The following is a 24,732-nucleotide window of genomic DNA, read 5'->3' as shown; positions in this document are numbered from 1 at the left end:
ATCCCTCAAACGCAGTGTTTTGAGGGATTTTGCTTTTTGATAACCAGAATATAAATCTTTACTTTAACCTTCTAAGCAGTGATATGATATCTTCCCCGCGGTACAATAAAGGGTGAACCGGATACCGGGTCCCGGGCCACCACACAGTCCAGTCCAAAGACCTGTTTCATCAAATCTGCGGTGATAATCTCCCCAGGAGCTCCCTGGGCAATCAGATTCCCTTGATGAACGGCAAAGATATAATCCGCATAGCGGGCCGACAGGTTGATATCGTGAAGGACCATGACGATAGTGGTCCCCCGCTTCCGATTCAGATCCGTCAGCAGATCCAGAATTTCCACCTGATAGGTGATGTCTAGAAAGGTAGTCGGTTCATCCAGGAGCAGAATATCTGTCTGCTGGGCGAGAGCCATGGCGATCCAGACCCTCTGACGCTGGCCTCCCGACAATTCATCCACACTGCGGTTGGCAAGTTCTGTGATTCCCATAATCTCCAGAGCCTCTTCCACAGCCTCATAATCCTTTTTCCCTAAGCCCTTAAGAAAGCCCTGGTAGGGAAACCTTCCCCGGGAAACCAGGTCCGCCACGGCGATTCCTTCCGGGACCACCGGAGACTGGGGAAGCAAGCCCAGAACCCGGGCCAGCTGTTTGGGGGGAATGGTGCTGATGGGCTTGCCGTCAAGAGCAACCTCACCGGAAACAGGTTTGATCAGCCTGGCCAGAGTTTTTAACAAGGTGGATTTACCACAGGCATTGGCTCCGATGATCACACTGATTTTATTGCTGGGAATCACCAGATCGATGGTATTGAGAATAATTTTATGATCATAACCGGCCACCACATGGCTGGCCGAAAGTAGAGGTGTTTTTTTCATGCAGCTCCTCCGGTTCGATTCATACGGATCAATAAATACAACAGATAAGGCGCACCCAGGATTCCAGTAATAATCCCCACCGGAAAACGAATGTCAAAGACAAACTGCCCAATACTATCTGCCAAAAGCACCAGGACTGCTCCTGTCAGACCTGCCGGCAGGATATTTGACGAACCCGGGCCTGCCAAACGGCCGGCGATGGGACCGGCCAGAAAAGCCACAAAGGCGATGGGACCCGTGACGGCTGTGGCATAGGCAATCAAGAAAACAGCGCTGAGCACCAGGGCCAAACGGATCCGGTCCGTCCTCAACCCCAGGGTGATAGCGGACTGGTCTCCCAGTTCCAGGATCTTCAGCTGCCTGCTCAGCAGAACCAACACACTGCCAAAGCTCAGCACCACCAGGAAAAGCCCCGGCATAGACTTCATTTGCATGCCGTTTAAACTGCCGCTAAGCCAGCGCAGGGCAGCTGGCACATCGTATTGATTGGCTCTCAGCAGCAAGAAAGAGATCAAGGAGTTCAGCATAGCCTGAACGCCAATGCCGATCAAAATCAATCGTCCCCCGGAAAAACTCCCTCTCCGGGAAAGCATGTAGATCAGGAAGGCCACAGCCAGCCCTGTGGTGACTGCCGCTAAAGAAACCAAGGGGCCGCTTATTTTCAAGATAATAATACAGAACACGGCGGCCAGACTGGAGCCGGAAGCCACCCCGATAATATCCGGGCTGGCCAGAGGGTTTCTGAGCATGGTCTGAAACGTCCTTCCCGCCATGCCAAAAGCCATGCCCGCCAGCAGTCCGGCCAGCATCCTGGGCAGCCGCAACGTGCCGATGGCAAAGGTAGCCCCTTTGATCTGTTCACCTAAAAGAACCCTGATGATCTCCCCCAAAGAATAACGGGTATTGCCCAGATAGAGCATCGTCCCGCACAGGAACAAGGTCAGGATTAATAAGAGCAGGGTCACCACGGCAATGCGGACCCGTCGGCGGTAAAAGCCCTCTTGGACAGGATTTGGTTGCTTTATACTCAACTCATGTTTAATCATAAGGAACGCACCTTCGTTCTCATGGCGATCATAATCAGAATCGGCGCTCCCAAAAAGGCCGTGACAATTCCAGCTTCCAGTTCACTGGGCTGACCCATGAGCCTGCCAATAATATCGGAAATCGTTAAAAGCATAGCCCCTCCCAGTGCCGACATGGGAATAATGACCTTCATATCCGGCCCGCAGATCAGCCTCATGGTATGGGGGATCATCAAACCGACAAAGGCGATGGGCCCCGCCAGAGCTGTTGTGGCACCACAAAGCAGCACTCCCGCCACTGCCCCGGCAATCCGGATCATTCCCGTATTTACCCCTAACCCTGTGGCCACATCATCCCCCAAAGCCAAGGCATCCAGGGCCGGGGCTGTCAGCATGCCAATGCTTAACCCCAGAGCCAGAAAGGGGGCCACTGCCAGAATTCCTTCCCAGGTAGCGCCACTGACACTGCCTACCTGCCAAAACCGGAAGGCATTCATAACCTCGGTCCGGGGAAGGATCACGGCGCTGACCAAAGAGGATAAAGCCGCGCTGGTAGCTGCTCCCGCCAGAGCCAGCTTGATAGGAGTCGCTCCTCCATAGCCCAGGGAGCCGATTCGATAAACAAAGACCGCCGTCACTAAAGCCCCCATTAAAGCAAAGCCAATATATTGACCGGCAGTGCTGATCTGAAAGAAAGCGATTCCGCTCACCACAAACAGAGAGGCACCGGTATTCACCCCTAAAATACTGGGATCGGCAATGGGGTTGCGGGTAATGGCCTGCATGAGAGCACCGGCCACCCCCAGAGAGGCCCCGGCAAGCAAGCTGAACACCGTGCGGGGAATCCGCTCCCGAACCACCAGAGCGTCAAAGGAATCACTGCCGGAGTAAAACAAAGCCTTGATCACTTCATCCAGACCCACATTGCGTGAACCCAAGGCCAGAGAAGCCCCTATGCACAACACTACACCCAGCACACCGGCGATCGCCAGGATCATTGTTTTTCTTAATTTCATCGCACCCAGTCAGCGGCTTTGCCAATGATGCTTAAGTAATCATCGATGGTAGCCGGAATGGACAGAGCACTGGGAGTACCGGAAGCAGCCAGGGGAGTTCCATCCTCAATCATAGCCACTGAACCTCTCTGAATGGCAGGCAATGTACCCATCAGCGGATCGGCCTGCAAGCTTTTCAGCAAGGCTTCATCACCATAGGCAATGATTATATCCACGTCCTTCAGGATATCCACATTCTCCGCACTCAGTTCAATGGCAAAGCTGGCAGAGTCTTTAGCAAGTTCAGCTACACTTTCCGGAACCTTTAACCCCAGATCCGTCAGATAAGCAGCTCGGGGATCCGTGGGCAGATAAACATAGAACTTGCCTAAATCGGTGGGGATAAAATAGAAGAAGGCCGCATTCTTGCCGGTCATCTGAGGATAGGCAGCAATTTTTTTAGTGATCAGCTTTTCCAGCTCAGAGACCAGCTCCTCGCCTTCTGCCTCCATGCCCATTCCAGTGGCATCCATAACGATCTGATCACGCCAGTAAGTCTGCCAGGCCACGGTGGGATAGGCAACAACGGGAGCGATTTGATTCAATAAATCGTATTCTTCCTGGGTGATTCCTGAGTAAGCCGCCAGAATTACATCCGGCTGGACATCACTGATCGCTTCAAAATCCAAGCCGTCGGTATCGTTAAACAGAACAGGGTTCTCTACACCCAGCTTTTTAAACCCTTCCAGCGTCCAGGGCAGCAAACCGCTGTCGTCGGTCACCCCATAATTGGCCTTGGACACCCCCACTGGAATCACACCTAAAGCTAAAGGTATATCCTGGTTCCCCCAGGAAATGGTGGCAACCCGTTCCGGTTTGCTTTCAATCACGGTCACACCAAAGGCATGCTTAATCCTTAGGGGATACGTCACTTCCCCCTGCTCAGAACCTGTGCCGGCTGATACCCCTTCGCCCCCCGGCAGGTTATCCTGCCCGGATAGACCACTTGTCGAACACGCAGTTATCGATAATGATAAGGCAATGACTAAAATCGAACCCATTAGTTTTTTTAATTTCATCATGTCTTAACTCCCCTCTTCGTTTCAGTCATATCTACTTTCCACACTAGTTAGCTTTCGCTAACTGATACAGATTATCATTCCCGATTATTTTTGTCAAGCCTCCTTAGCTACCGGCAAGGCCGCCGGAAAGGTTGCTAACGCCTGAGCATGAGCCGATAAGGTTGGGGAAGCCTGTGCAAACACTATAAAAAAACCGCTTGGAATGAGCTGTTCCAAGCAGTTAACCTGTTCTCTTCTAGCGGGGCGGGCAGGAGGTTTTATGAGAAGCTTTGCTCAAAGACCCTGCCAGCAAAGCAAATGTCTCCGAGATCGCCAGACGCTTTTCCGGCGCAATGCTGGCGAAGGCCTCTAACTCCATGGCTTTGAGTTCATCCAGCAGACCGCGGGCATAGCGGGCTCCTTGCTCCGTAAATTTGACAATCTTGTTCCTGCGATCGCTGGGATTGGGTTCCCGCACAATATATCCCTTTTTCTCCAGTCCGGAAAGGACAATGGAAACCGTTTGCTTCGGCAAAAAAAGCTTGCTGCCGATTTCATTCTGGGTACAAAAAGGTGCACCGGTATCAATGACCTGAAGTATGAATACCGTCGTCTCATTGGTATTATGTTTCTGCGCCCATATACGGTAGATATCGTTAATCTGGAACCAAAAATCATAATAGGCATCAATTTGTTCCAGCATTTTATCATCCACAGCAATCGTCTCCTTATCAATCGTCTCCTTCATAAATGATGCTCAACTGATTAATGAGCGGTACCGCCCAGGTTCAAACCCACTACTCCTGCTACAATCAGGACGATGGATACGACTTTCAGGGTAGTGACGGTTTCTTTGAACACTGCTATTCCTATGGCCGATATAACCACAATCCCCACTCCGGACCATACGGCATAGGCGACGCTGACCGGTATTTTCTTTAAGGCCAGGGCGAAGGAACTAAAACATAAAACATAGGCCAGAAACATCCCTAACGTTGGCAGCATTTTCGTCAGTCCCTCGGACATTTTCATCAGTGTTGTCCCCAAAATTTCCAGTAAAATAGCCAGGGCTAAATAAATCCATTGCATAGAAATCCTCCTCATACTATATAATAGTCCAGATATGGACCATTATATAGTATGAGTTTAAGACAGATTTGTCAATGTGCACTGCACTTTTTTCCACTTTGAGACTTTACACTTTAAATTTATGTATACTTGCCAGCAACTCCGCTGCCATGCTGGAAAGATTTTGGCTTGAAGCGGCTATTTGTTCCACCGAAGCAGTCTGTTCCTGAGTTGCCGCTGAGACGGTATGAAACATGTTCCGCAGTATCCACACTGATCTCTGAAATCTCGTGAACTGAAGCCGCGATTTGCTGGCTCCCATCGGCCACATGCTGGATTGCCAAAGCTATTTCTCTCATTTTCCCGGATACCTGATTGATTAGAGTTACAATATCTGCAAAAGCGACTCCCGCATTATTCACCACTTCCGTACCGATTTTCACTTCATGGCTACCGGCCTTCATAGCGGCCATAGCTTTTTTCGTACCTTCCTGAACTTCTCTGATCATTTCAGCTATCTGCTTGGATGCCTTCTGTGACTGTTCAGCCAATTTCCGGACCTCATCCGCCACCACTGCAAATCCTCTTCCGCTTTCACCCGCCCGGGCGGCCTCAATGGCTGCGTTCAAGGCCAATAGATTGGTCTGAGCAGCGATTTGGGATATTGCCGTAACAATCTGATCGATTTCATCGGATTTTTCTCCCAACTTGGCAACCATTTCTGCAGAGGTTTCCACTGTTTTTTCGATATTTCTCATTTGACTGACCGCGGAACTGATAGCTGTTCCTCCGTATGAGGCGGATTCATCTGTTTTATCCGATAATGTAACCACTTGGTTGGTGTTCACCGCTATTTGTTGTATATGGGCTGATATTTGCTCAAAAACTCTTGAAGTCTCATTGATTTGAGCTACCTGTTTTTCCGCTCCCCAAGCCACGTCTTTAATGGCATCGGCAATCTGGTTATTGGCATAGGCCGATTGTTCTGAGCTGGCCGATAGCTCTTCCGCAGAAGAGGACACTATATTGGCCGAATCAGCTACATGTGTGACAAGCTCTCTCATCTTAACCAACATAGTATTGACAGCTATCCCCAGTTGACCCACTTCATCGGCGGCGTTGACCTTCACTTGCTCTATATCCAGATTTCCCTCCGCTACCTGCCCTATTTGCTTTACTGCGGCAGCCAGGGGTTTGCTGATCGTCCTTGCTGCCATCAATCCTACCGTCAAGGATACGACGATAGCAATAAGCGTAATTATCAAAATCATTTTCTTGGCCATATCCCGGCCGGCAAGGGCGTTATTCATTTCCTGATCAGCCTTTTGGCTCTTGTAATCAGCTAATTCATTGAGAGCAGAATTTATGTCCATCATTAAGGGCGCCGCATTTTCGGTGAACTGGGCATAAGCAGTGGTTTTTTCCCCACTGGCCGCCAAATTCAGGACCTTTTCATGGACAGTCCCATAAGCATCAAGATTCTTGGTGATCGATGCAAGTTTTTCCGACTCAAAAGAATCAAGAGCGGTTCCTTTATATTGGCTAATCAAGGTTTGAATTTCCGCAATGGTTTCGTTTATTGTCTTCAATTCTTCGTCCTCTGTTGCCTGATCCTGATCGGTCAACATGATTTTCATGGACAATTCTTCAACCAACCTGTTGTCAGCCCGAACTTGATTAAGCCATTTCACGGGCAACAGATTATTACTGTACATATCTGTAATCTCTGAACTCACAACATGGGTATAACTATAGCCTACTCCCCCAACGCTAAGGATAAACAGACTCATGAGAAGGATTATGCTGATGATTTTTTTAGCAGTAGTTAAATTGCGAAGCATTTGCATAGGAAACCTCCAACTCTTTCATTTTTCCTGTGGATTTAACTTAAGTAAATTTCATATGATCCTGTGCGATGCAATCCTTCCTTTTTCCTTTATTTTCTTATTGTTAATTATACGATCAGAGGATAAATACTCCCTGAGCAGGGACTGAAGATTTGCTGAAGATATGGCCCTTCATTAAATGTCTCTCTATTCTTTCTATAAAATAAAGAAAACTCACCGTTCTTTCTCCCTCCGGTGAGTTGCAAATTTAATTTCATCTCAGTTAATATTAAAGCATAGATCGTATAGCATTCACCGAATAAACCTTAAGAAAACTTCAGAAGGAATTTAGAAGCAAAAAACAGAACTTACACATAAATATTTAGAACAGAGGGTGATAGCAATGAATGAAGCACTTTTCGATCCTGTCGCCGCACATTATGATTCCTGGTATGATACCGAGCTTGGCTCCCTGTCAGATCAGGTGGAACGCCGCTTGGCCCAGTCCATGTTCAAAGCCCCGGGGCCCCAGGTTCTGGAGATCGGCTGCGGCACCGGGCAATATACAAGCTGGCTCCTTCAGGAAGGCTACGAAGTCACTGCCGTGGATATTTCCGGGAAAATGATGGCTCTGGCCCAAAAGAAAATCGCGACCCTTCAGGAAACCACGCCCCAAGCCAAACCTGTGCACTGGTGGCATGGGGATATTACCGAAATTCTGGACCAACTGGGGACCTATGATGGGATTTTTTCCATGACCGCCTTTGAATTCGTCCCGGAACCGGAAACGGTCCTGAAAAAACTCTTCAGCCGCTTAAATCCTGGAGGCTGCCTGCTGATCGGGCTGATCGCCGGAGAAAGCGCCTGGAGCGACTACTATGAGGAAGCAGCACGACGGAAGCCTGCTTCCGTCTTCGCCCGTGCCGCCCTCTATACCAAAGAGGAGATAGCGTCCTGGCAACTCGGTGTCCCTGCTGAAATCGGAGAATGTCTTTTCTTCCCGCCCCATATTCTGACGGAGGCCGAGGCTCTGGCTCTGGAAGAGGAAAGAGCCGGAAATCCCGGGTTTGTGGTAGCCAGGTGGGTCAAGGGTTTCAAACAAAAAAGGGGGCCAGCAGCGGGATGCAGGTAATAATGATCAGCAAACGCACCAATTGCAGTATGCTGACCGTCACAGGATCGGCCTTCATCTCTTCCGCAGCCGCAAGCATTTGGCTCAGGCCGCCGGGAGCCGAAGCTAACAGGCATGTGATCATATCCCAATGAGTCAGGTGACGGATATACCAGCCGACGGCAAGATTGCTGAGAACAATTAAGAAGGAGAAGCCGATAATTGGCAGCAGCATCTCCTGAATCGTCCGGATTATCTCCGGTGAAAATTCCAGCCCAATGCTCATCCCAATTCCGATTAAAGCCATTTGCATGACACTATTCGGAAATATATACTGCTTTTTAAGCAGCACATTGGTTATAGCTAACGCGGCCATCGCTCCAACGACTCCACCCCCAGGAAAGTTCAAGGTCAGAAGGAGCAATCCCCCCAGGATGCCGTTCAGGTAAAGGGGCAGGATTTGCCTGGTTTTTAATGAGCATTGCGGCTGCTCCGGAGGATCAGGCTTTTCATCAGCAGCCATGCCTTTCTTTTGTTGACGTCTATGCAGCCAGCGGGCGCTTAAAGGTACCACAGTGATAATAACCACTAAACGCACAAACTGATAGGTGGACACAATGGGCACCTCGGACCCATAAACTAAGGCCAGCACAGTCATTTCCGAGATTCCGCCGGGAGCAGCGGCAAAAAGAGCCGTTGTCCCATCAGGTATGAATTGATAAATAACCAAAGCCATTCCGAATGTTGACAGCAAAGTCCAGGCTGCAATAATCAGAGATGGTCGTAACACCTTACGCAGATCCGCCAGCTTCTGATCATTGATTCTCGCACCTAAAGAAAGACCGATAGTGATTTGTAATATATTCACCACTGTCAGGGAGAATTCAGGGAGACCGCCCCCTAAAACCTGATATGTTCCCAGGCTCATCATCGGTCCCATAATAGATGGTGCCGGAAAATTGATCTTCTTAAACAAACCATAGCCTGCAACAGCCAGGCCAACCATCAAGCCCATTTTTGATAAAAAAAACATTCTTCTTCCTCATTTTACATCAAGCCTCACACCGGTTCTTCTTTCCGGTGTGAGGCCTGCAAAATTCTACGATAACTTGATCCTATTGATTGGCTTATTATCCAGATAAGCTTTAAGGTTCTCTATGGTCAGGGCCATAATTCTGGCCCTGGCTTCCTTGGTAGCCCATGATATGTGCGGCGTAATGATACAATTCTTAGCCTTTAGCAGTGGGTTGTCCCGTGAAGGCGGTTCCACGGCAAGCACATCCAGGCAGGCGCCTGCAATTCTACCAGTGCTTAGAGCTTCGTAAAGATCATCTTCCACAACAAGTTTTCCCCTGGAGGTATTGATTAGTATCACATTCCTTTTCATTTGAGCAATAGTGTCTTTATTGATAATTCCTGCGTTCTCAGGTGTGAGTGGGCAATGAAGTGAAATGACGTCTGCTTGTGCAAATAATTGGTCAAGCTCTACATACTTAAAGTCAATAGGGAGATTCTCCAGTTTAAACCGATCATAAGCCAAAACCTCCATACCCAGAGCATTAGCAACCTTAGCGGTTTGTTGGCCTATCCGCCCAAACCCGATAATACCCATCTTTTTGTTGGCTAACTCCATTAATGGGTATTTCCAAAAACACCAATCCAAACTTTCTGACCATGCCCCTCCCTTGACAAGATCATTGTGTTTTTGGACATTGTTGCACATTTCCAGCAGAAGGGCAAATACCGCTTGAGCAACGGAAGCGGTTCCATAGGTAGGTATATTGGTTACCAATATGTTATTGTCATATGCATATTTTATATCAACAATATCGTATCCTGTGGCCGTTACAGATATATATTTTAATTTCTCCAGCTTCGTTAAGACATTTTCTCTTAAAGGGGTCTTATTGGTCAATAATACTTCAGCATCTTTGGCACGTTCATAGATTAATTCTTCCGGTGTTCTGTCGTATACTGTTAGGTCGCCAAGGCGCTCTAATTCCTGCCAGGATAAATCACCGGGATTCAAAGTATAGCCGTCAAGCACCACTATATTCACTGGCGCACTCCTCCCATTCTTTATATTCATGATCGCCCTCAAAACCAGTGTGGAAAGGCGCCCAGCGAAGGACGCCTTTTGGGTTGTAAAATTTCGGCTGTAAGATTATTGCCCGAGGGTTACTTGATTAGGCCGAGGGCCTTAAGAACCTTGGCGTGGAATTCATTTTGTGCTTCCAACTCCTGGCTGAATTCAGCACGGCCCATAAAGCCAGGGCTGATAACATTGGCTTTTAAGTAACCTTCCTGCCACTCAGGGGAATCATACACCTGCTTGCAGACATCTTCCCAGTAAGCTATCGCTTCTTCGGGAATACCTCCCGGAGCTGCGAAACCTCTGAACATGGGGTAATCTACTTCAGGATAGCCTTTTTCAATAAAGGTTGGGGTATCCGGAGTCAGGGACAGTCTCTCGCTGCTGATGGTGGCCAGTAATTTGAGATCCCCGTTATCCACATAATCCTTAGTCTCAGCCAGGTTACCCCAGATAGCATCAACATGACCGCCTAAAGCTGCTGTTACTGTCTCACCGCCGCCACCGAAAGCGACATAATTGAGCTTGATACCTGTGCCCTCTTCCAGGACTTGAGTCATGATGCTGTCAGCAGAACCGATGTTTCCTCCACCAAGGTTTAGTTTCAGCGGATTGGCTTTAGCATAATCGATAAACTCTTCAATGGTATTAAATTGCGATTTGGCCGGTACCAGTAAACCGTTGGAGTTGTCAACACCCATGCGGGCAATCGCTTCGAATTTTGTGTAGTCTACTTCAGCCATACCTTGTAAAGGTGTGGTAAGGAAAGGTGTGACCACAATCGTAAGATAATGAGGATCGCCATGCTGTTGTTTGCCTACATAATTATAAGCAACAGCGCCGCCTCCCCCCGGTCTGTTTTCCACAACGATAGGTTTGGGACTCAGTCCTTTAGCAGTGGCAATTTCGGCAAATTTTCGGGCAAAGATATCGCTGCCCCCACCGGCACCGGCTTGAACCACGATGGTGACATTCTTAGTCGGAACCCAGCCCTCTGTCTCTTTGGCAGGATCTGAGGCTGCCGGAGCGGAAGAATTGCCGCAGCCTGCCAAGGCAACCATCACCAGAACCAAGCAAAGAAACACACTGATAGCCTTCTTACTCTTTTTCAATGTAGAACCTCCTTTTTTTATCTATTCAAATGGGCATTAAGAATTCTGCAGTTCTTCTTCAGCCAATTCCTTCAGAACTTTAGCGGCCAGAGGCACATTATAAAGTGCACAATGACAGGGTTGTGCCAGGAATTTGGCCGCCTTAACAGGATCCTTGCCCTTTTTGACATCCTCAACAGCTTTTTTTACCAAATTGAAAGATACCATACCATGACCGCACATCATGCTGAGCATAAGATGCCTGCCATCAGGCAATTTATCTGTTTTACCCCAAACGCCCAGTGAATGGTTAACCGTATGAGGCTTTAAGCCCACCTCTTCGCAAATATCTCTGGTCTCTCCATCGACACCACACACTACGATTGATATGCCAAGGTCTGCTTCTTTCAGCTCCTTCAGGAAAGCAGCAACACTTTCCCGGGAATTAAAGGTAGCTGTACAGGTAGAGTTTCTATCCTGAATCTTCTCCAGCAATTCCGCCAAGGTGTGCCTGTAGATATGCCCCAGACGCAAGCTGCCCACATTAACAGCCCCAACATTTGAAGCCTTTTCCAAAAAAATCTTAACCTTGGGGCCGGAACCCTCCACATTAATACACTTGGAAGGCATAATCAGGACCACAAAATCCTGTTGTCTCTCTTCTTCAGTACCCAATCTATGCAAAGTATGTGTCATGATCAGTTTCCTCCTTTAGCGGGAATTCTCCCCAATCCTACGTTAATCTTCGTTCTGTCAGCTACTGGAAATCCGCATTGCTTAGCTATGTCCTCTACAGGAGACTTGCCGTTTTCATCAAGAATAGAAATCAGTGAGACACTGAACACGGTATCGACTTCATCTGCCAGCTTCCTGAGCCTCTCCAGAACTTTAGGCAGAGCTTCAAGTGGGGCAGTAAATTCGACAATAGCGGATAAAACTTTTTCTCCTAGAGCATCGTCACGGAATTTACCGGTTTGGGTATCAACCATTAGCTGTGTCACAGGATTCACCGGCTCGAACTCTTCTGCATATTCGGCCAAAGCCATGGACACCTTTTCCACTTCAGTCAGTCTGGTTCCGATACCCGGTCTGCCCAGCTCGATACCCAGGCCAAACATTCCCGGCTTAAATCTGCCCGTAACGTCATTGGATTTCATTTCCTCAGTCCCACGGCCGGTAATACCGGTGGAGGCGTGGGGCACCAAAGGATTGCTGAATTCTGCCCTCAGGATCCGCGGCCAGGAAAGCTCATCCTGATAGAAGGCGCCTTTAGGGCATTTGGCACAATTGAGGCAGATACCACACTCCACACATTCGTCATGATCAATGGACATTGTTTCGCCGTCTTTGTATAGAACACCCATTGGGCAATAAGGTGCGCATAGTCCGCATCCGATACATTTATTAACATCAATTTTCATGTTATCGCTCCTTCATTGCTTGCTCTAAGCTTTTTTCTTTATACATCTTCCTTTAATTAAAGGCCAAATAACGACCAGGATACTGATGATAATCAAGGTGCAGCTGATCGGGCTTGTGAAAAATACACCGAAGTCACCATGGGAAAGGGCCAAAGATCTCCGTAAAGACTGTTCTGTGATAGGACCTAATACTAAGGCCAGAACCAAGGGTGCTCCCGGATAATCCATCTTCTTCATGAAGTAGCCGACGATGCCGAAGAAAATCATGATCCAGACGTTAATCATGGTAAACTCGAGGCTGTAAACTCCAAGAATCAAAAAGATGACGATACAAGGCATCAAAATGGAATAAGGAACCTTCAGGACGCTGGTAAAGGCAGGGATGCCGACAAGATTAAGAATGACCAGCATGATATTGGCGAAATATAAGGAAGCGATAATGGTAAAGACAAATTCAGGATTATCTCTGAACAAGAGGGGACCGGGGTTCAGTCCCAGCATTAATAATGCTCCCAGCATAACTGCCGTTGTCCCTGAACCCGGTAGCCCAAGAGTGAGCAAAGGAACCATAGCACCCGAGGCGGCCGCATTATTGGCCGATTCAGGAGCGGCAACTCCTTCGATAGCGCCTTTGCCGAACTTTTCAGGATGCTTGGAGATCTTTTTCGCCGTACTGTAAGAGATAAACGAGGCAATGGTGGCGCCTGCCCCCGGCAGAACCCCAATAAAGAAACCCAGTATGGAACCGCGGCTTAAAGCCCCTACAGAATCCTTCATGTCCTGCTTGGAAGGTAAGATATTGCGCAGGGTAAGTTTCATCTTTTGCATAGTAATCTTAATATCTTCCTCACAGTTAATTAAAACTTCCGATAAACCGAATAACCCCATAACCACCGGGATAAAATCTATACCAACCCACAAGGAAGGGATGCCAAAGACAAAACGCTGCTGACCGGTCATAATATCGGCACCGATTACCGAAAGAAAGAGACCGAGGAGAGCCATCATAAATCCCTTCGTCGCATCCTTTCCCGTCATACCGGCTAAGGTGGTCAGTCCCAGGACCATCAGACCAAAGTATTCCGGAGGACCGAATGAGACGGCAAACTTAGCAATGATCGGCGCTATCAGGGTAAGGGCGATCACTCCAACGGTCCCGCCTATAAAGGAGGCAATGGTTGACATCCCCAGGGCAGGTCCGGCCTTTCCCTGTTGGGCCAGGGGATAGCCGTCCAGAGAGGTCATCACCGCTGCAGAATCTCCGGGGGTATTGATAAGAATGGCACTGATCGCCCCCCCGAACATAGCTCCGAAATATATTCCACAGAGCATGATCATTGCCGTACTGGGGGGCATGCCAAAGGTCATCGGCAGTAAGATGGCAACACCGGCCGCGGGGCCGAAACCCGGTAAGGCACCAATGATAACTCCCACAACTATACCAAGCAGACATACCATAATATTAGTGAAAGAGAGTGCCAGCTGAAAACCCATTAACAAATTGCTTATATTCTCCAAAAGTATCACTCCCTTCTATTCTAAAAATGAGAAAATCCCCAGCGGTAACGGCACATTCAGGAATTTCTCAAAAAGCAAATAGACTGCGGCAAGGAAACCGATGGTAATCAGTATTGATTTCTTCCAGGTGTGTTTTCCCATAAAACGCAAAACATAGACCATATAAACAGCCATCACCGGTATGGCGCCCACCATCGGGAACAAAATACCTACGACAATAATCAACAAGATCATTAAAAAGACTCGGGACATCTGACTGGCTCTAAAGAGCTTCTCATCATTCTCAGCTTGAAGTTTGAAATATTTCTTATAGATATTCCAAGCAATAATTGCACAGCAGAGCAGCATGGCCATGCCGATCCAGAAAGGCATAAAGCCGGGGCCAGGGCCGAAATTGCTGCTATATTCCAACTGAAGGGAGTTGTAAATGATGAATAACGCCATAAGGGCTAAGATAATAACGGTAATAATCTCACCATTTTTCCTGCTTCCTTTTTTTTCCTCTGCCTGTTGAATAAAAGCCACCTTCTTTCCCTTAGATTTTGAGCTTTCCAGGCTTCACTCAGGGGTTGAAACCAGGAAGCTCTTTAATCGTTTTCACTCCCTTGGCGGTATAGGTCTGCAGAGCGGCAACATCCCCCGACCACAGCAGCATCTGTGCTCCCCGCTCCACAGCCCAGCCCATTTTGGCAGCATCTGCCGCAGTGAAAAAGCCTTTGACAACTCCTTGCCGGTCGGCGGCCCTATAGACCTTTTCATAGCACTCGTAAACCTTAGGATGTTCGGTTTGCCCGATGATTCCCAGATCATTGGAAAGATCCCGCGGGCCAAAAATTACGGCATCCACTCCCTGGACAGCGAGGATGCTGTCTATATCCTCCACTGCCTTGACATGCTCAATCTGGGCCATAATGAAGATTTCATCATTGCGCTCCTGTACCCATTCCGCCCAGTTAACAGGTTTGAAATCCGTGACAATACTGCCGCCTACTCCTCTTTCTCCCAGGGGAGGGTATTTGGCCAGACGGACGGTCTCTCTCATCGTCTCAGCCGATTGGACACCTGGAATCATAAAACCCTCTGCGCCAATGTCCAATAACCTCTGCACATGGGCCCGATCTACCTGAGGAATCCTGACCAATACAGAGACCCCGGCGTTCTTCGCCACAGAAACCAAGTGATTTATTTCGCGAAATGTATAGGCCGCGTGCTCGCAATCGACAATGAAATAATCGAGACCGGCTTCGGCGTAGATGCGGACGATATCAGGGTTGTAAACAAGATTGAGCATGGTTCCCACCACGGATTTCCCAGCGCTTAATTTTTTCTTTAAAAACATTCCGTTTTGCCCCCATTATTTTAATATTGGTTAAATTGGATACCGGCTGCTGCAAACACCCCTTTCGATGGATATCTTGCCGAAGACCCTAAAGCCTCCTCGATGCGCAACACTTCATTCCACTTAGCTGTTCTCTCACTGCGGGCTGCCGACCCTACTTTCAGCTGTCCGGCATTGGTGGCAATGGCAAGATGAACGATGGTGCAATCCTCCGTTTCTCCGCTTCTGGCCGATACAACCGGTAAATAACCATGGTTTTGTGTAAATTCGATGGTTTCGATGGTTTCCGTAATCGTTCCGATTTGGTTCATTTTGATCAGAACGGCATTGTCAACCTTCATCTCAACGCCTTTTCTAATGCGCTCTATATTGGTTGTGAACAAGTCGTCCCCGATTAATTGAATTTTTTTGCCCAGTTTTTGCGTTAAAAGAAGGTTGCCCTCCCAGTCCAGCTCGCTCATTCCATCTTCTATGGAAATGATGGGGTATTTATCCACCCAATCAGAGAGCATGCCCACCATCTCTTCCTTGGTCAGAGTTTTCTCTTCCAGCTCAAGACGGTAGGTGCCCCGCTCTGGATCATAAAATTCACTGGAGGCTATATCTAATGCTATCCCCAGATCCTGACCCGGCGTATACCCGGCCAATTCGATACTTTCACAGAGGAGTTTTAATCCTTCTTCGTTTGATTGGAACCCCGTAGGCCATAAACCACCTTCATCAGCTATAGAGACAGGTTTGCCGGCCCCCTTAAAGATCATCTTAGCGGCGTTATAGACATTGACCACCATCTCATAGCCCTCACTAAAGGTTGGGGCACTGGTTGGGATGACCAGAAAATCCTGAATATCTATGGCGTTGTCGGCATGTGCGCCTCCACCTATAATCTGAACCATGGGCACGGGCAGCTTATTCGCCGCCGAACCTCCCAGATATCTGTAAAGAGGTACTTTATAATAATTAGCACCTGCCCAGCAAGCAGCCATAGAACATCCCAGAATCGCATTGGCACCCAGGCGGGATTTGTTAGGGGTCCCATCAATTTCTATCAGCCTGCTGTCAATGGCTTTTTGGTCGCGAACATCTATATCCAGAAGCAGCGGTGCCAGCTGTTCATTAACATGATGGATAGCCTTGCTTACACCTTTACCGTCGAAGGTTTCCTCACCGTCTCTTAATTCCACCGCTTCAAAGAGACCTGTCGAGGCGCCGGAGGGGACGATGCCACGTCCGACTGTTTCATCCTTTAGGGTTATATCAACTTCTACAGTCGGATTAGCCCGGGAATCGAAAACCTGACGTGCCTTAACGCTTTTGATCTTAAACCCTTCCATTCTGTCAGCCTCCTAATATTTCTTAGACTTTCTTAATACAGCGGCAAGTTCACTCATAACATCGTCGTAACAGGAACTGTCCTGCTCGATGATTTTAAAGGCAACCGCCCTGACTATGTCCTTATCCAAGCTGTCGGTAATGTACTCGGCAGGGGATTTGCCATCTATGCGGGCAAGCATGTGGTAAGCCAGGATTTGTACTGCCTCATGTTCAAATTTCTTAGCATCCGCAAATTCAATCGCTTTAAGATAGCTTTGAGCAATGAAATCCAGCATAGTTAGATAGGCGTTATACCACCGGCTGTTTTTTACAGCTTTAAGTACGAAATGGTTTGTGAAGAAAGCAAGATCAAACGCAGGATTACCGTAATGGGAAACCTCGAGATCCAGTACATATAAGCGGTCCTGATCGACAAGTATATTTTTGGGACTATAATCTCCGTGAACTAAGGCAATTTTTTGATTCATAAGTCGATCCACGATTCTATCCGCATGCTCTTTGAGCTGGGGATGAACTTTAACAACGGTTTCTATATAAGGTTCGATTCTTAAATCGTAAAAGAACTTAATTTCTTTAAACTCTTCGGCCACCTGTTGGTCACCGGCAGTTCTGTTATGGATAGCGGATAAAGCTTGGGCCGCCTTTTCAGCAACTGAGAAATCCAACACTCCTTTTAGTAATTGCTCTTTCCACATGGAGCTGCTTCTCGGTGCGGCCTCACGCACCATGATATAGTTTTCTTCATCATAGAAAATTGGCGCCGGCACATACTCTTTAATGATCTTAGAGTAGGTAGTAAGCGCCTTTTGTTCAACCAGCATACGGCTTTGGTCACAAGCCCAATCCGCCGCTACATTGAGCTTTGCCAAGGCCTGTTTGGCAATAATGCTCTTTTTGTCATTTTCAATCATGGCCACCGTGGCGGAAACTCCATTGTTAAAGTATCTGACCGTGTAGTCCTTTCCCTCAATCAGTCCATTTTTTTGCAAATAATCGAGCAGTTCTCTTTCCTTCGAAATATCATACATAAGCCCTTAAAACCACCATTTCTATGTATATTCCTCATTGATTACCTCATCTTGTCAATCATTATACCTTTGTGAAGTCGTTTACGTACAGGGCTTATGGAAGACATAATTGTTATTTTTATCAGAAATTTTCGAAATAAATGTGCATATTGCACAAGATAAAATAATTGCCAAGTTAAACATGTCAATTTATTCTAATTATGAAGATAAAAATAAACGAAATATTGCAATTTCAGTTTATCTTTCTTATACTCAAGATCAGCAGGAAACATTTGGCGGTGATTGTTTGGACATCCTCTGGTACGTTTTGGAAGAGACAATTCAAAAATACAGTTCTTTTTTTGAAGCTACTGCTTACATGCTGGATCGTAACGGTACTGTAGTGATCAGCTCGGACGGCTCTCTTCTTGGCAGCAAGCTGTTTCGTTCCCATCCTCATGCCAACCTTAATCGTGTCATAGAAGGCGGGGCAAAAGAACTAGGGGTTGCTCAGGATTTTCTATACTGTGTCTCCGTTATGCAAAACGACATGTTCTATTGCTATATAGCTGCCAAAAGCGAAAAAGTTGCCGCAGTTTCACTCTGCTGCCAAACAGCCGCCATAGCTGTCGGGGAGTTGCTGGTTGCCAACCCGGACAGGCCATTGCCGGATATACTTAAGGTATCCGAAGGTTCCCGGCACAGTATGCTGGTGGATTCTTTACTGGCCCAACCCTATAATCACCAGAAAACTCTTGCCCTGTTCCAAACCGCTGAGCTGGATGGCACTTTACTGAGGTCAATCATCTGCATTGAAATGGTTTTTCAAACCAATCAATATTTTAATATCAACCTTAACCTTGGCTATCAGCCTATTATTGAAGATGCCCGTTCAAAGATCATTTCTATAGTTGAAGCCAATAAATACTTTAATACACAAGATATCTGTGCCTATCGGGGCGAAAATAAAATTGTCATCGTAAAATCCTTTATCAACAATCATGACATTTCCAAAGTTTATCTGGCCCTGGACAAAATTTGCGAGAGTCTATGCGAGGAATTATCGGGGGCTTATTTATTGGATTTCAAGATCGCCTATGGTAACCTTTACAACACTATCTCCAAGCTTCGCTGCAGCTACGAGGAAGCCAAGGAAATCATCTCCATCGGTAAAATAGAATACCCCGATAAGAATTTTTATAATGTTGACAGCATCATAACCGATATTATTTGCCGCTTTTTGCACCCCCAAGTTGTCAATAAGGTCTTTATCCCTTTGATAAAGCGCCTGACCAACTCCGAAGGGGTTCTGGAACATAACCTTCTTGAGTCCTGCGAAGCGTTTATCGACTCTTGCATGAATCTTAACCGGGCGGCCCATGATATTATGGTTCATCGCAATACTCTCAACAACAGAATCGCCAAACTCAATTCTTTAACAGGACTTGATCCTGCCAACTCTTTTCAGGATGCCTTAATTTTAAAATTACTGATTGTTTATCTAAGGCAGCAAAATAACCTGATGATCAATGAACCGTAACAATGGAGTTTACTGTTTCGTGCTGGCAGTACAGCAGACTGGAGCGATTTTATGTCATTAGGAGACATGACCCCCAAAGAACGGGTAATGGCAGCTATTTATGATCATGATCTGGACTTTTTTCCGGCAATCTGCCCTACATCAGTGGCAAACTTTGAGTGTATGCGACTGACCAATTCATTTTTTCCCAAGGCACACTTTGATGCCCAAAGCATGGCAGATCTTGCCGCATCCGCTCACCATGTATTGGGTTTTGATACGGTAATGCCTTATTTTTCGGTACATCTTGAGGCTGAGGTGCTGGGCTGTACTATATCTTGGGGGGACGGCACCGTTATGCCGGTCATAACTAAACGCCCTTTCGATCGGGTAGAACAGTTTGAACCCCCTGCCAATTTTCTGAATCGTCCCTTATGCAAACAACTTCTCAAGGCTATCCGCTTGTTAAAAAAGCAATCAGGCGGAGAAGTCGGGATCATTGGTAAAGTTGTTGGCCCCTGGAGCCTTGCTTATAATCTTTATGGAGCGGAAAACCTATTGCTCGATACCATACTTGAACCCAAACGGACCTTTAATTTCATCAATGAATTGTCCAGTATTCCCATCGAGTTCGCCAAAGCTCAATTTGAAGCGGGTGCCGATATGATCACCTGGGCGGATCATGTTACTTCCGACCTGATAAGCGCCAAGTTGTATGAGGAGTTCGTCTTGCCAATCCATAAAATTGCCGCAGCTAAACTTGAAAACCGGGGACCGATTATCTTGCATATCTGCGGCAATGTCATGGATCGTTTGGACTTAATCAAAAAGACAGGCTTTAAAATCTTCCATATTGATTCCCGCAACGATATCCAAAAAGCCGTAGAGATCTGCTCTGACAACATTTTGCTTACCGGCAGCATCAATAATCCCTATACCCTTACGAACGGTTCAACCAGTGACGTCAAAAAGGAAGTGAGGAGGAACATCGAACAGGGGATAAAGCTCATTTCGCCGGAATGTGCCATTCCCTTTAAGGTGCCCAATGCCAATTTACTCGAACTGGTTAATTCCATACACCGCGCTCCCTTATCATCCCTTGGCAAAACAAAGTCTTAGCCATGAACGATAGTCAACGAAGTGAAACAAACTCAAAAAGACCTGTAGAAAGCCCCTTCTCCGCAAGGGTTTCCACAGGTCCTTTTCTTATTGCAGGTCACCTTAAACTCTTAAAGATAATTTTAAGGATATTCTTAAAGGATAGCGCCAACTCGTCTTAAGTCTAAAATAGCTCTTCACTGGGAGTATGCTCCAGGCCTTGAGCCTCGGCAACCGTCTTAATCGTCAGCTTTCCTTTGTAGACATTCAGCCCTTTTCTTAGGGCTTCATCTTCCATCATAGCTTTTTCAGCACCCAAACTGGCAATTTTCAATACATAGGGCAAGGTGGCATTGGTTAAAGCCATGGTGGAGGTCCGGGGCACTGCCCCCGGCATATTGCCTACTGAATAGTGAATCACGCCATGCTTAACGAAATAGGGATCATCAAGGGAGGTAACCCGATCCATGCTCTCAATGGCTCCCCCCTGATCGATGGCCACATCCACCAGTACCGCACCGGGTTTCATGGTTTTGACCATCTCTTCCGTGACTACCTTAGGGGTCCTGGCCCCGGGAATCAAAACGGCGCCAATGACTAAATCCGCTCTCCTGACCGCTTTAGCGATATTATAATTATTGGACATCAAGGTGACCACCCGGCCGCCAAAAATATCATCCAGATAGGCCAGTCTGGCGCCGCTGATATCCAGCACGATAACCTGAGCACCTAATCCTACGGCGATCTTCACAGCATTAATGCCCACATTTCCACCGCCGATGATCACGACCTTAGCCGGCTCCACCCCTGAGACGCCGCCCAAAAGCATTCCTCTGCCGCCATTGGTCTTTTCCAGCAAGTGAGCCCCTACTTGAATGGCCATGCGGCCCGCTACTTCACTCATCGGTGCCAGCAGCGGCAAGGATTTATTCGAAAGCTCCACTGTTTCATATGCTATGCCGACGACCTTCGCTTCCAAAAGGGCTTCTGTCAATTCCTGATTCGGTGCCAAATGAAGATAAGTGAAGAGAATTTGATTCTCCCTTAGAAGAGAGTACTCAGATTTTAAAGGTTCCTTGACTTTAACGATCATCTCCGCCCGTTCATAGACTTCCTGGGCGGTCTCAAGAATAACGGCGCCGGCCTCTCGATATTCCTCATCTGTAAAACCACTGCCTAAACCCGCCGATTGCTCCAGATAACATGTGTGACCGGCCTTAACCAGAGCGTCAACACCGGCGGGAGGCATGCCTACCCGATTTTCATAGATTTTAATTTCTTTTGGTATGCCAATAATCATTTTACTCACCTTTTTATCCAGTTTCTTTTCTATAAGAAATAACACAACAATCTAATCATATATAATAGAAGAAAAATTGTAAATAGAAACAAAGAGAGTACGGCAAAACTAGATCCAATAGTCCTGCGGTACTCTCCTTTACCTTAAAGGCAGCCGTTTATAATTTGGGCAACCGGGTACGTTTTGATTGTTCTCCCCCCTTTCCGACAGGGCAGCGCTCACAGCGTTTTCGATGTCTTTTAGGTGGTTAATCATTCGTTGACAGGCTAATTCGGGATTGCGCTCCCGGATCGCCTCCACAATTTCCTGGTGATCGCGCACCGATAGACGCTGTCGCCCCGGTATCATCAGGACTTTTTCCCGGACCTCACCCAAAAGATCCAGAACATTAATCATGAGCCGGACCAGGACACGGTTTCCGGCAACTTCACAAATCTTAAGATGGAACTCGGCATCGAATAGGGCCAATTTCGAGTCATTCTCCGAATTTTCAGCACTCCGGATGATATCCTCAAGCTCAGCGATACCCTCATCCGTGGCATTTTGCGTGCACCAAAAGACTGCCTTGCTTTCCAATATGCCCCGGACCTGGAACAGCTCTTCCATGGTTCCCCAGGTTATTTGCAGCAATGATGCCAACCTGCTGATATCGCCCGGTTTATCCGCCACTTCATTGATGAAAGCACCCATCCCGTGCCTGATCGTTACTACGCCAAGACCGGCAAGGGTCTTTAAGGCGTCACGGATAACCGTCCTGCTGACCGAAAACATTTCACACATTTCCCTTTCGGGAGGAAGCTTATCACCGGGCTTCAGATTTCCCGTGTTTAAGGCCTGAATGATTTGACTGACGACGCTTTCAGATAAATTTCCATAAGGTTTAAGCGGCATAAACATACAAATCGATCCTTTGATCCTTTTGTTAATCCTTTTGCCTCCACCCGGCCACACTTTCGACCAAATCTTCCAGGCTTACGGCAATTCGTACTCCGGCTTGTCTCAGCTTATCCTCTTTGCTTTGGACTGTTCCTGCACTTCCCTGGATAATCGCACCCGCATGGCCCATTTTTTTGCCGGGGGGAGCGTTACGGCCAGCAATAAAGCAGAAGACCGGTTTTCCATAATCACAGCTTTGCAGGTATTCCGCTGCTTTCTCCTCACGGTTGCCGCCGATTTCCCCCAACATCACGACGGCTTCCGTATCTTGATCCTCTTTAAAGTCTTTTAAAGCGTCGACAAAGTCGGTGCCAATAATCTGGTCCCCGCCAATGCCAATCACCGTGCTTACCCCTAACCCTTTGAACATCAGATTGGAAGCGGTCTCATGGCTCAACGTCCCGCTGCGGGATATGAGTCCAATCCTCCCGGAACCGTAAAGGAAACCGGGCATAATCCCTATTTTTACTTTTTCCCGGCAATTAATGACGCCGATGGTATTGGGCCCCAGCAGCCTGCACCCCTTTTCCTGGGCCAGAGCATTTATCTTCATGGTATCTTTAACGGGTATATGCTCCGTTACGATAACGATCAGCGGCACTCCCGCGTCGATTGCTTCGATTGCCGCGCTTAATACAAAGGGAGCCGGTACCATAATCAGGCTGGCGTCAATTTTATGCCTTTCTTTGGCCTCTCGGACCGTATCATAAACGGGAAGACCCCCGACCTGATTCCCCCCTCTGCCGGGGGTTACCCCCGCTACCACTTTAGTGCCATACTCCAGCATGGCTTTTACGTGATAGGAACCCTGCTTCCCGGTCCCCCCCTGGACGATAACATGGGTATCCTTATTGATGATGAGTCCCACCGGCCGTCACCTCCTTCGCCAACACTTGCATTAACAGCCTGATTGCTACATCAGTCGTCTCGAATTTAACCGTCGGAATACCATACCGCTCCAAGATCCGCCAGCCTTCTTCCTGTTCATGTCCCCGCATTTTGACAACAATTTTAACATCGGTTGGCTTTTCATCCAGAAAATCCGCCAGCCCCGCGGCCATGGTCAGGCAATTATTGATCCCGCCGAATACATTGATGATGATCCCCCGCAGATTCGGGGTCTCCGTCATCAAAAGCAGGCTTTCTTTCATTCTTTCCCGGGATATCCCGCCGCCAAGATCGATGAAAGCGGCCGGCTTGGCCCCGATCCCATAGACCGCATCCATGGTCGCCATGGATAGCCCGGCTCCCCCGGCGATAATTCCGATATCTCCCCCTTCCTCAATGCTCACATAAGTCACATTTAAATCCCCGGCCCTCTTTTCCAGTGGATTGATCTCCGGGCGGGAAGCATTCCTGATGATTTCACTGCGGAAAGAAGCTTCATCGTCCAGGATCAATTTGGCATCCGCCGCTATGATCTTTCCCTCCTGTGTCATCACCAGCGGATTTATTTCTGCGGTCAGAGCGTCCGTTTCCAGAAAAACCCTTACCAGCCTGCCTAAAATATTCTCCAATTCAACAACCTGTCCGCCGCGAAAGCCTGCTCTGCGCCACAAATCCCTTAACCGGTGGCCGAACACCTCCCGCCAGGGATCGATATGCTCTTTGATCAGCAGCTCCGGGTTGGCTGCCGCCAAGCTCTCAATTTCCATCCCGCCTTGGGCCGATACCATCATAACGGGTTTCCCTTCAGTAAAGTCCATGGTAATGCTGGCATAAACCTCCCGGGCAATCTCAATCTGCTCTTCTATCAACAGCTTTTTGACTTGCTCGCCATGGTGCTCCTTGCCCAAAATTTGGGCCGCTGCCTTTGCGGCTGCTTCAGGGTCAGCTGCCGGAAGAATTAATCCCGCTTTGCCACGCCCGCCTGCCATGACCTGCGCTTTTACTACAACCGGTTTGCCGATTCCGGCACAGATCATTCCGGCTTCAGCAGGGTTGGTAGCTATGCCGTTTTGCCCAAGGGGTATGCCATACTTACTAAAAACCTCTTTGGCTTCATATTCATAAAGGTACATCGTTTTCTCCCCTTCTGCGGATCCTTAACTCTACCGGACACTTTGCACTTATAACTTTACATTTATAGCTCTGCATTTATATAACTGCGTTTAT

24 protein-coding genes and 1 pseudogene are annotated in these 24,732 nt (G+C 47.7%); 3 read left to right on the top strand and 22 right to left on the bottom strand.

The window, feature by feature from the left end; genetic code table 11:
* Positions 1 to 71: 71 nt before the first annotated feature.
* The 7 genes from DHAF_RS10385 to DHAF_RS10355 all read right to left on the bottom strand — a co-directional run bounded on the left by DHAF_RS10385 (position 72) and on the right by DHAF_RS10355 (position 6,871).
* On the bottom strand, positions 72 to 875 hold the full coding sequence (locus DHAF_RS10385; RefSeq protein ID WP_015943835.1) for an ABC transporter ATP-binding protein: 804 nt from the start codon (positions 873 to 875) through the stop codon (positions 72 to 74).
* Positions 872 to 1,921 (bottom strand): FecCD family ABC transporter permease, encoded by a 1,050-nt coding sequence (locus tag DHAF_RS10380; protein ID WP_015943834.1) that lies wholly within the window; start codon positions 1,919 to 1,921, stop codon positions 872 to 874. Before DHAF_RS10380 ends, DHAF_RS10385 begins: the two co-directional genes overlap by 4 nt.
* On the bottom strand, positions 1,918 to 2,916 hold the full coding sequence (locus tag DHAF_RS10375) for a FecCD family ABC transporter permease (protein WP_011459473.1): 999 nt from the start codon (positions 2,914 to 2,916) through the stop codon (positions 1,918 to 1,920). The genes DHAF_RS10380 and DHAF_RS10375 overlap by 4 nt, the downstream gene beginning before the upstream one ends.
* Positions 2,913 to 3,977, bottom strand: a complete 1,065-nt coding sequence (locus DHAF_RS10370) for an iron-siderophore ABC transporter substrate-binding protein (RefSeq protein ID WP_015943833.1) — start codon at positions 3,975 to 3,977, stop codon at positions 2,913 to 2,915. Before DHAF_RS10370 ends, DHAF_RS10375 begins: the two co-directional genes overlap by 4 nt.
* A gap of 235 nt (positions 3,978 to 4,212) precedes the next feature.
* Positions 4,213 to 4,704, bottom strand: a complete 492-nt coding sequence (locus DHAF_RS10365; protein WP_015943832.1) for a MarR family winged helix-turn-helix transcriptional regulator — start codon at positions 4,702 to 4,704, stop codon at positions 4,213 to 4,215.
* Between the two features lie 17 nt (positions 4,705 to 4,721).
* On the bottom strand, positions 4,722 to 5,045 hold the full coding sequence (locus tag DHAF_RS10360; RefSeq protein WP_015943831.1) for a DMT family transporter: 324 nt from the start codon (positions 5,043 to 5,045) through the stop codon (positions 4,722 to 4,724).
* Between the two features lie 119 nt (positions 5,046 to 5,164).
* Positions 5,165 to 6,871, bottom strand: coding sequence for a methyl-accepting chemotaxis protein (locus DHAF_RS10355; protein WP_015943830.1), 1,707 nt, complete (start codon positions 6,869 to 6,871; stop codon positions 5,165 to 5,167).
* Between the two features lie 382 nt (positions 6,872 to 7,253).
* On the opposite strand from DHAF_RS10355, the gene DHAF_RS10350 reads away from it, so the two are divergent.
* Entirely contained in the window at positions 7,254 to 7,982 is a 729-nt protein-coding gene (locus DHAF_RS10350) for a class I SAM-dependent methyltransferase (RefSeq protein ID WP_015943829.1), read from the top strand.
* On the opposite strand, the gene DHAF_RS10345 is transcribed toward DHAF_RS10350, so the two are convergent.
* The 10 genes from DHAF_RS10345 to DHAF_RS10300 form a co-directional block, all read right to left on the bottom strand.
* Complete coding sequence (locus DHAF_RS10345) at positions 7,945 to 8,994, bottom strand: AbrB family transcriptional regulator (protein ID WP_015943828.1); 1,050 nt, start codon at positions 8,992 to 8,994, stop codon at positions 7,945 to 7,947. The two genes, DHAF_RS10350 and DHAF_RS10345, sit on opposite strands and share 38 nt — an antisense overlap.
* A 66-nt stretch (positions 8,995 to 9,060) precedes the next feature.
* Positions 9,061 to 10,050, bottom strand: a complete 990-nt coding sequence (locus DHAF_RS10340; RefSeq protein WP_041271954.1) for a D-2-hydroxyacid dehydrogenase — start codon at positions 10,048 to 10,050, stop codon at positions 9,061 to 9,063.
* 89 nt (positions 10,051 to 10,139) lie between these two features.
* The gene (locus DHAF_RS10335; RefSeq protein ID WP_015943826.1) at positions 10,140 to 11,165 is read right to left on the bottom strand and encodes a tripartite tricarboxylate transporter substrate binding protein; all 1,026 of its coding nucleotides are present in this window, start codon (positions 11,163 to 11,165) and stop codon (positions 10,140 to 10,142) included.
* Positions 11,166 to 11,201: 36 nt separating this feature from the next.
* A complete protein-coding gene (locus tag DHAF_RS10330) occupies positions 11,202 to 11,840 on the bottom strand; it encodes a hypothetical protein (RefSeq protein ID WP_005814087.1) in 639 nt (212 codons plus the stop codon).
* 2 nt (positions 11,841 to 11,842) lie between these two features.
* A complete protein-coding gene (locus tag DHAF_RS10325) occupies positions 11,843 to 12,565 on the bottom strand; it encodes a 4Fe-4S binding protein (RefSeq protein ID WP_011459465.1) in 723 nt (240 codons plus the stop codon).
* A gap of 24 nt (positions 12,566 to 12,589) precedes the next feature.
* On the bottom strand, positions 12,590 to 14,059 hold the full coding sequence (locus DHAF_RS10320; RefSeq protein WP_420794934.1) for a tripartite tricarboxylate transporter permease: 1,470 nt from the start codon (positions 14,057 to 14,059) through the stop codon (positions 12,590 to 12,592).
* A gap of 39 nt (positions 14,060 to 14,098) precedes the next feature.
* The gene (locus DHAF_RS10315; protein WP_011459463.1) at positions 14,099 to 14,608 is read right to left on the bottom strand and encodes a tripartite tricarboxylate transporter TctB family protein; all 510 of its coding nucleotides are present in this window, start codon (positions 14,606 to 14,608) and stop codon (positions 14,099 to 14,101) included.
* Positions 14,609 to 14,645: 37 nt separating this feature from the next.
* Entirely contained in the window at positions 14,646 to 15,422 is a 777-nt protein-coding gene (locus DHAF_RS10310) for an HpcH/HpaI aldolase family protein (RefSeq protein WP_011459462.1), read from the bottom strand.
* Positions 15,423 to 15,442: 20 nt separating this feature from the next.
* Positions 15,443 to 16,756: a phosphopyruvate hydratase gene (gene eno, locus DHAF_RS10305; protein WP_015943824.1), complete on the bottom strand. Its 1,314-nt coding sequence runs from the start codon at positions 16,754 to 16,756 to the stop codon at positions 15,443 to 15,445.
* Positions 16,757 to 16,768: 12 nt separating this feature from the next.
* Positions 16,769 to 17,785, bottom strand: coding sequence for a phosphotransferase (locus DHAF_RS10300; protein WP_015943823.1), 1,017 nt, complete (start codon positions 17,783 to 17,785; stop codon positions 16,769 to 16,771).
* A 286-nt stretch (positions 17,786 to 18,071) separates the two neighbouring features.
* Here DHAF_RS10300 and DHAF_RS10295 point away from each other — a divergent pair, with 286 nt between their 5' ends.
* Both DHAF_RS10295 and DHAF_RS10290 read left to right on the top strand, forming a co-directional pair.
* Positions 18,072 to 19,304, top strand: coding sequence for a PucR family transcriptional regulator (locus tag DHAF_RS10295; RefSeq protein WP_041272076.1), 1,233 nt, complete (start codon positions 18,072 to 18,074; stop codon positions 19,302 to 19,304).
* 51 nt (positions 19,305 to 19,355) lie between these two features.
* Positions 19,356 to 20,402: an MtaA/CmuA family methyltransferase gene (locus DHAF_RS10290; RefSeq protein WP_005814073.1), complete on the top strand. Its 1,047-nt coding sequence runs from the start codon at positions 19,356 to 19,358 to the stop codon at positions 20,400 to 20,402.
* Between the two features lie 163 nt (positions 20,403 to 20,565).
* Here DHAF_RS10290 and ald read toward each other — a convergent pair whose 3' ends face one another.
* From ald to DHAF_RS26850, 5 genes and pseudogenes are all read right to left on the bottom strand, one after another.
* Entirely contained in the window at positions 20,566 to 21,681 is a 1,116-nt protein-coding gene (gene ald / locus DHAF_RS10285; protein ID WP_011459459.1) for an alanine dehydrogenase, read from the bottom strand.
* 138 nt (positions 21,682 to 21,819) lie between these two features.
* Positions 21,820 to 22,578, bottom strand: coding sequence for a FadR/GntR family transcriptional regulator (locus DHAF_RS10280; RefSeq protein WP_015943821.1), 759 nt, complete (start codon positions 22,576 to 22,578; stop codon positions 21,820 to 21,822).
* A gap of 25 nt (positions 22,579 to 22,603) precedes the next feature.
* Positions 22,604 to 23,485: a succinate--CoA ligase subunit alpha gene (gene sucD, locus DHAF_RS10275; protein WP_005814068.1), complete on the bottom strand. Its 882-nt coding sequence runs from the start codon at positions 23,483 to 23,485 to the stop codon at positions 22,604 to 22,606.
* A complete protein-coding gene (locus tag DHAF_RS26855; protein ID WP_476580415.1) occupies positions 23,466 to 23,909 on the bottom strand; it encodes a hypothetical protein in 444 nt (147 codons plus the stop codon). Before DHAF_RS26855 ends, sucD begins: the two co-directional genes overlap by 20 nt.
* A 111-nt stretch (positions 23,910 to 24,020) precedes the next feature.
* Positions 24,021 to 24,641 (bottom strand): annotated as a pseudogene (locus DHAF_RS26850) (ATP-grasp domain-containing protein); the annotation flags it as partial.
* Positions 24,642 to 24,732: the final 91 nt, after the last annotated feature.

Source organism: Desulfitobacterium hafniense DCB-2, assembly GCF_000021925.1.
Taxonomy (GTDB): domain Bacteria; phylum Bacillota; class Desulfitobacteriia; order Desulfitobacteriales; family Desulfitobacteriaceae; genus Desulfitobacterium; species Desulfitobacterium hafniense.
The sequence above is the reverse complement of the archived record's forward strand: the minus strand, read 5'-3'. Positions and strand labels throughout refer to the sequence as shown.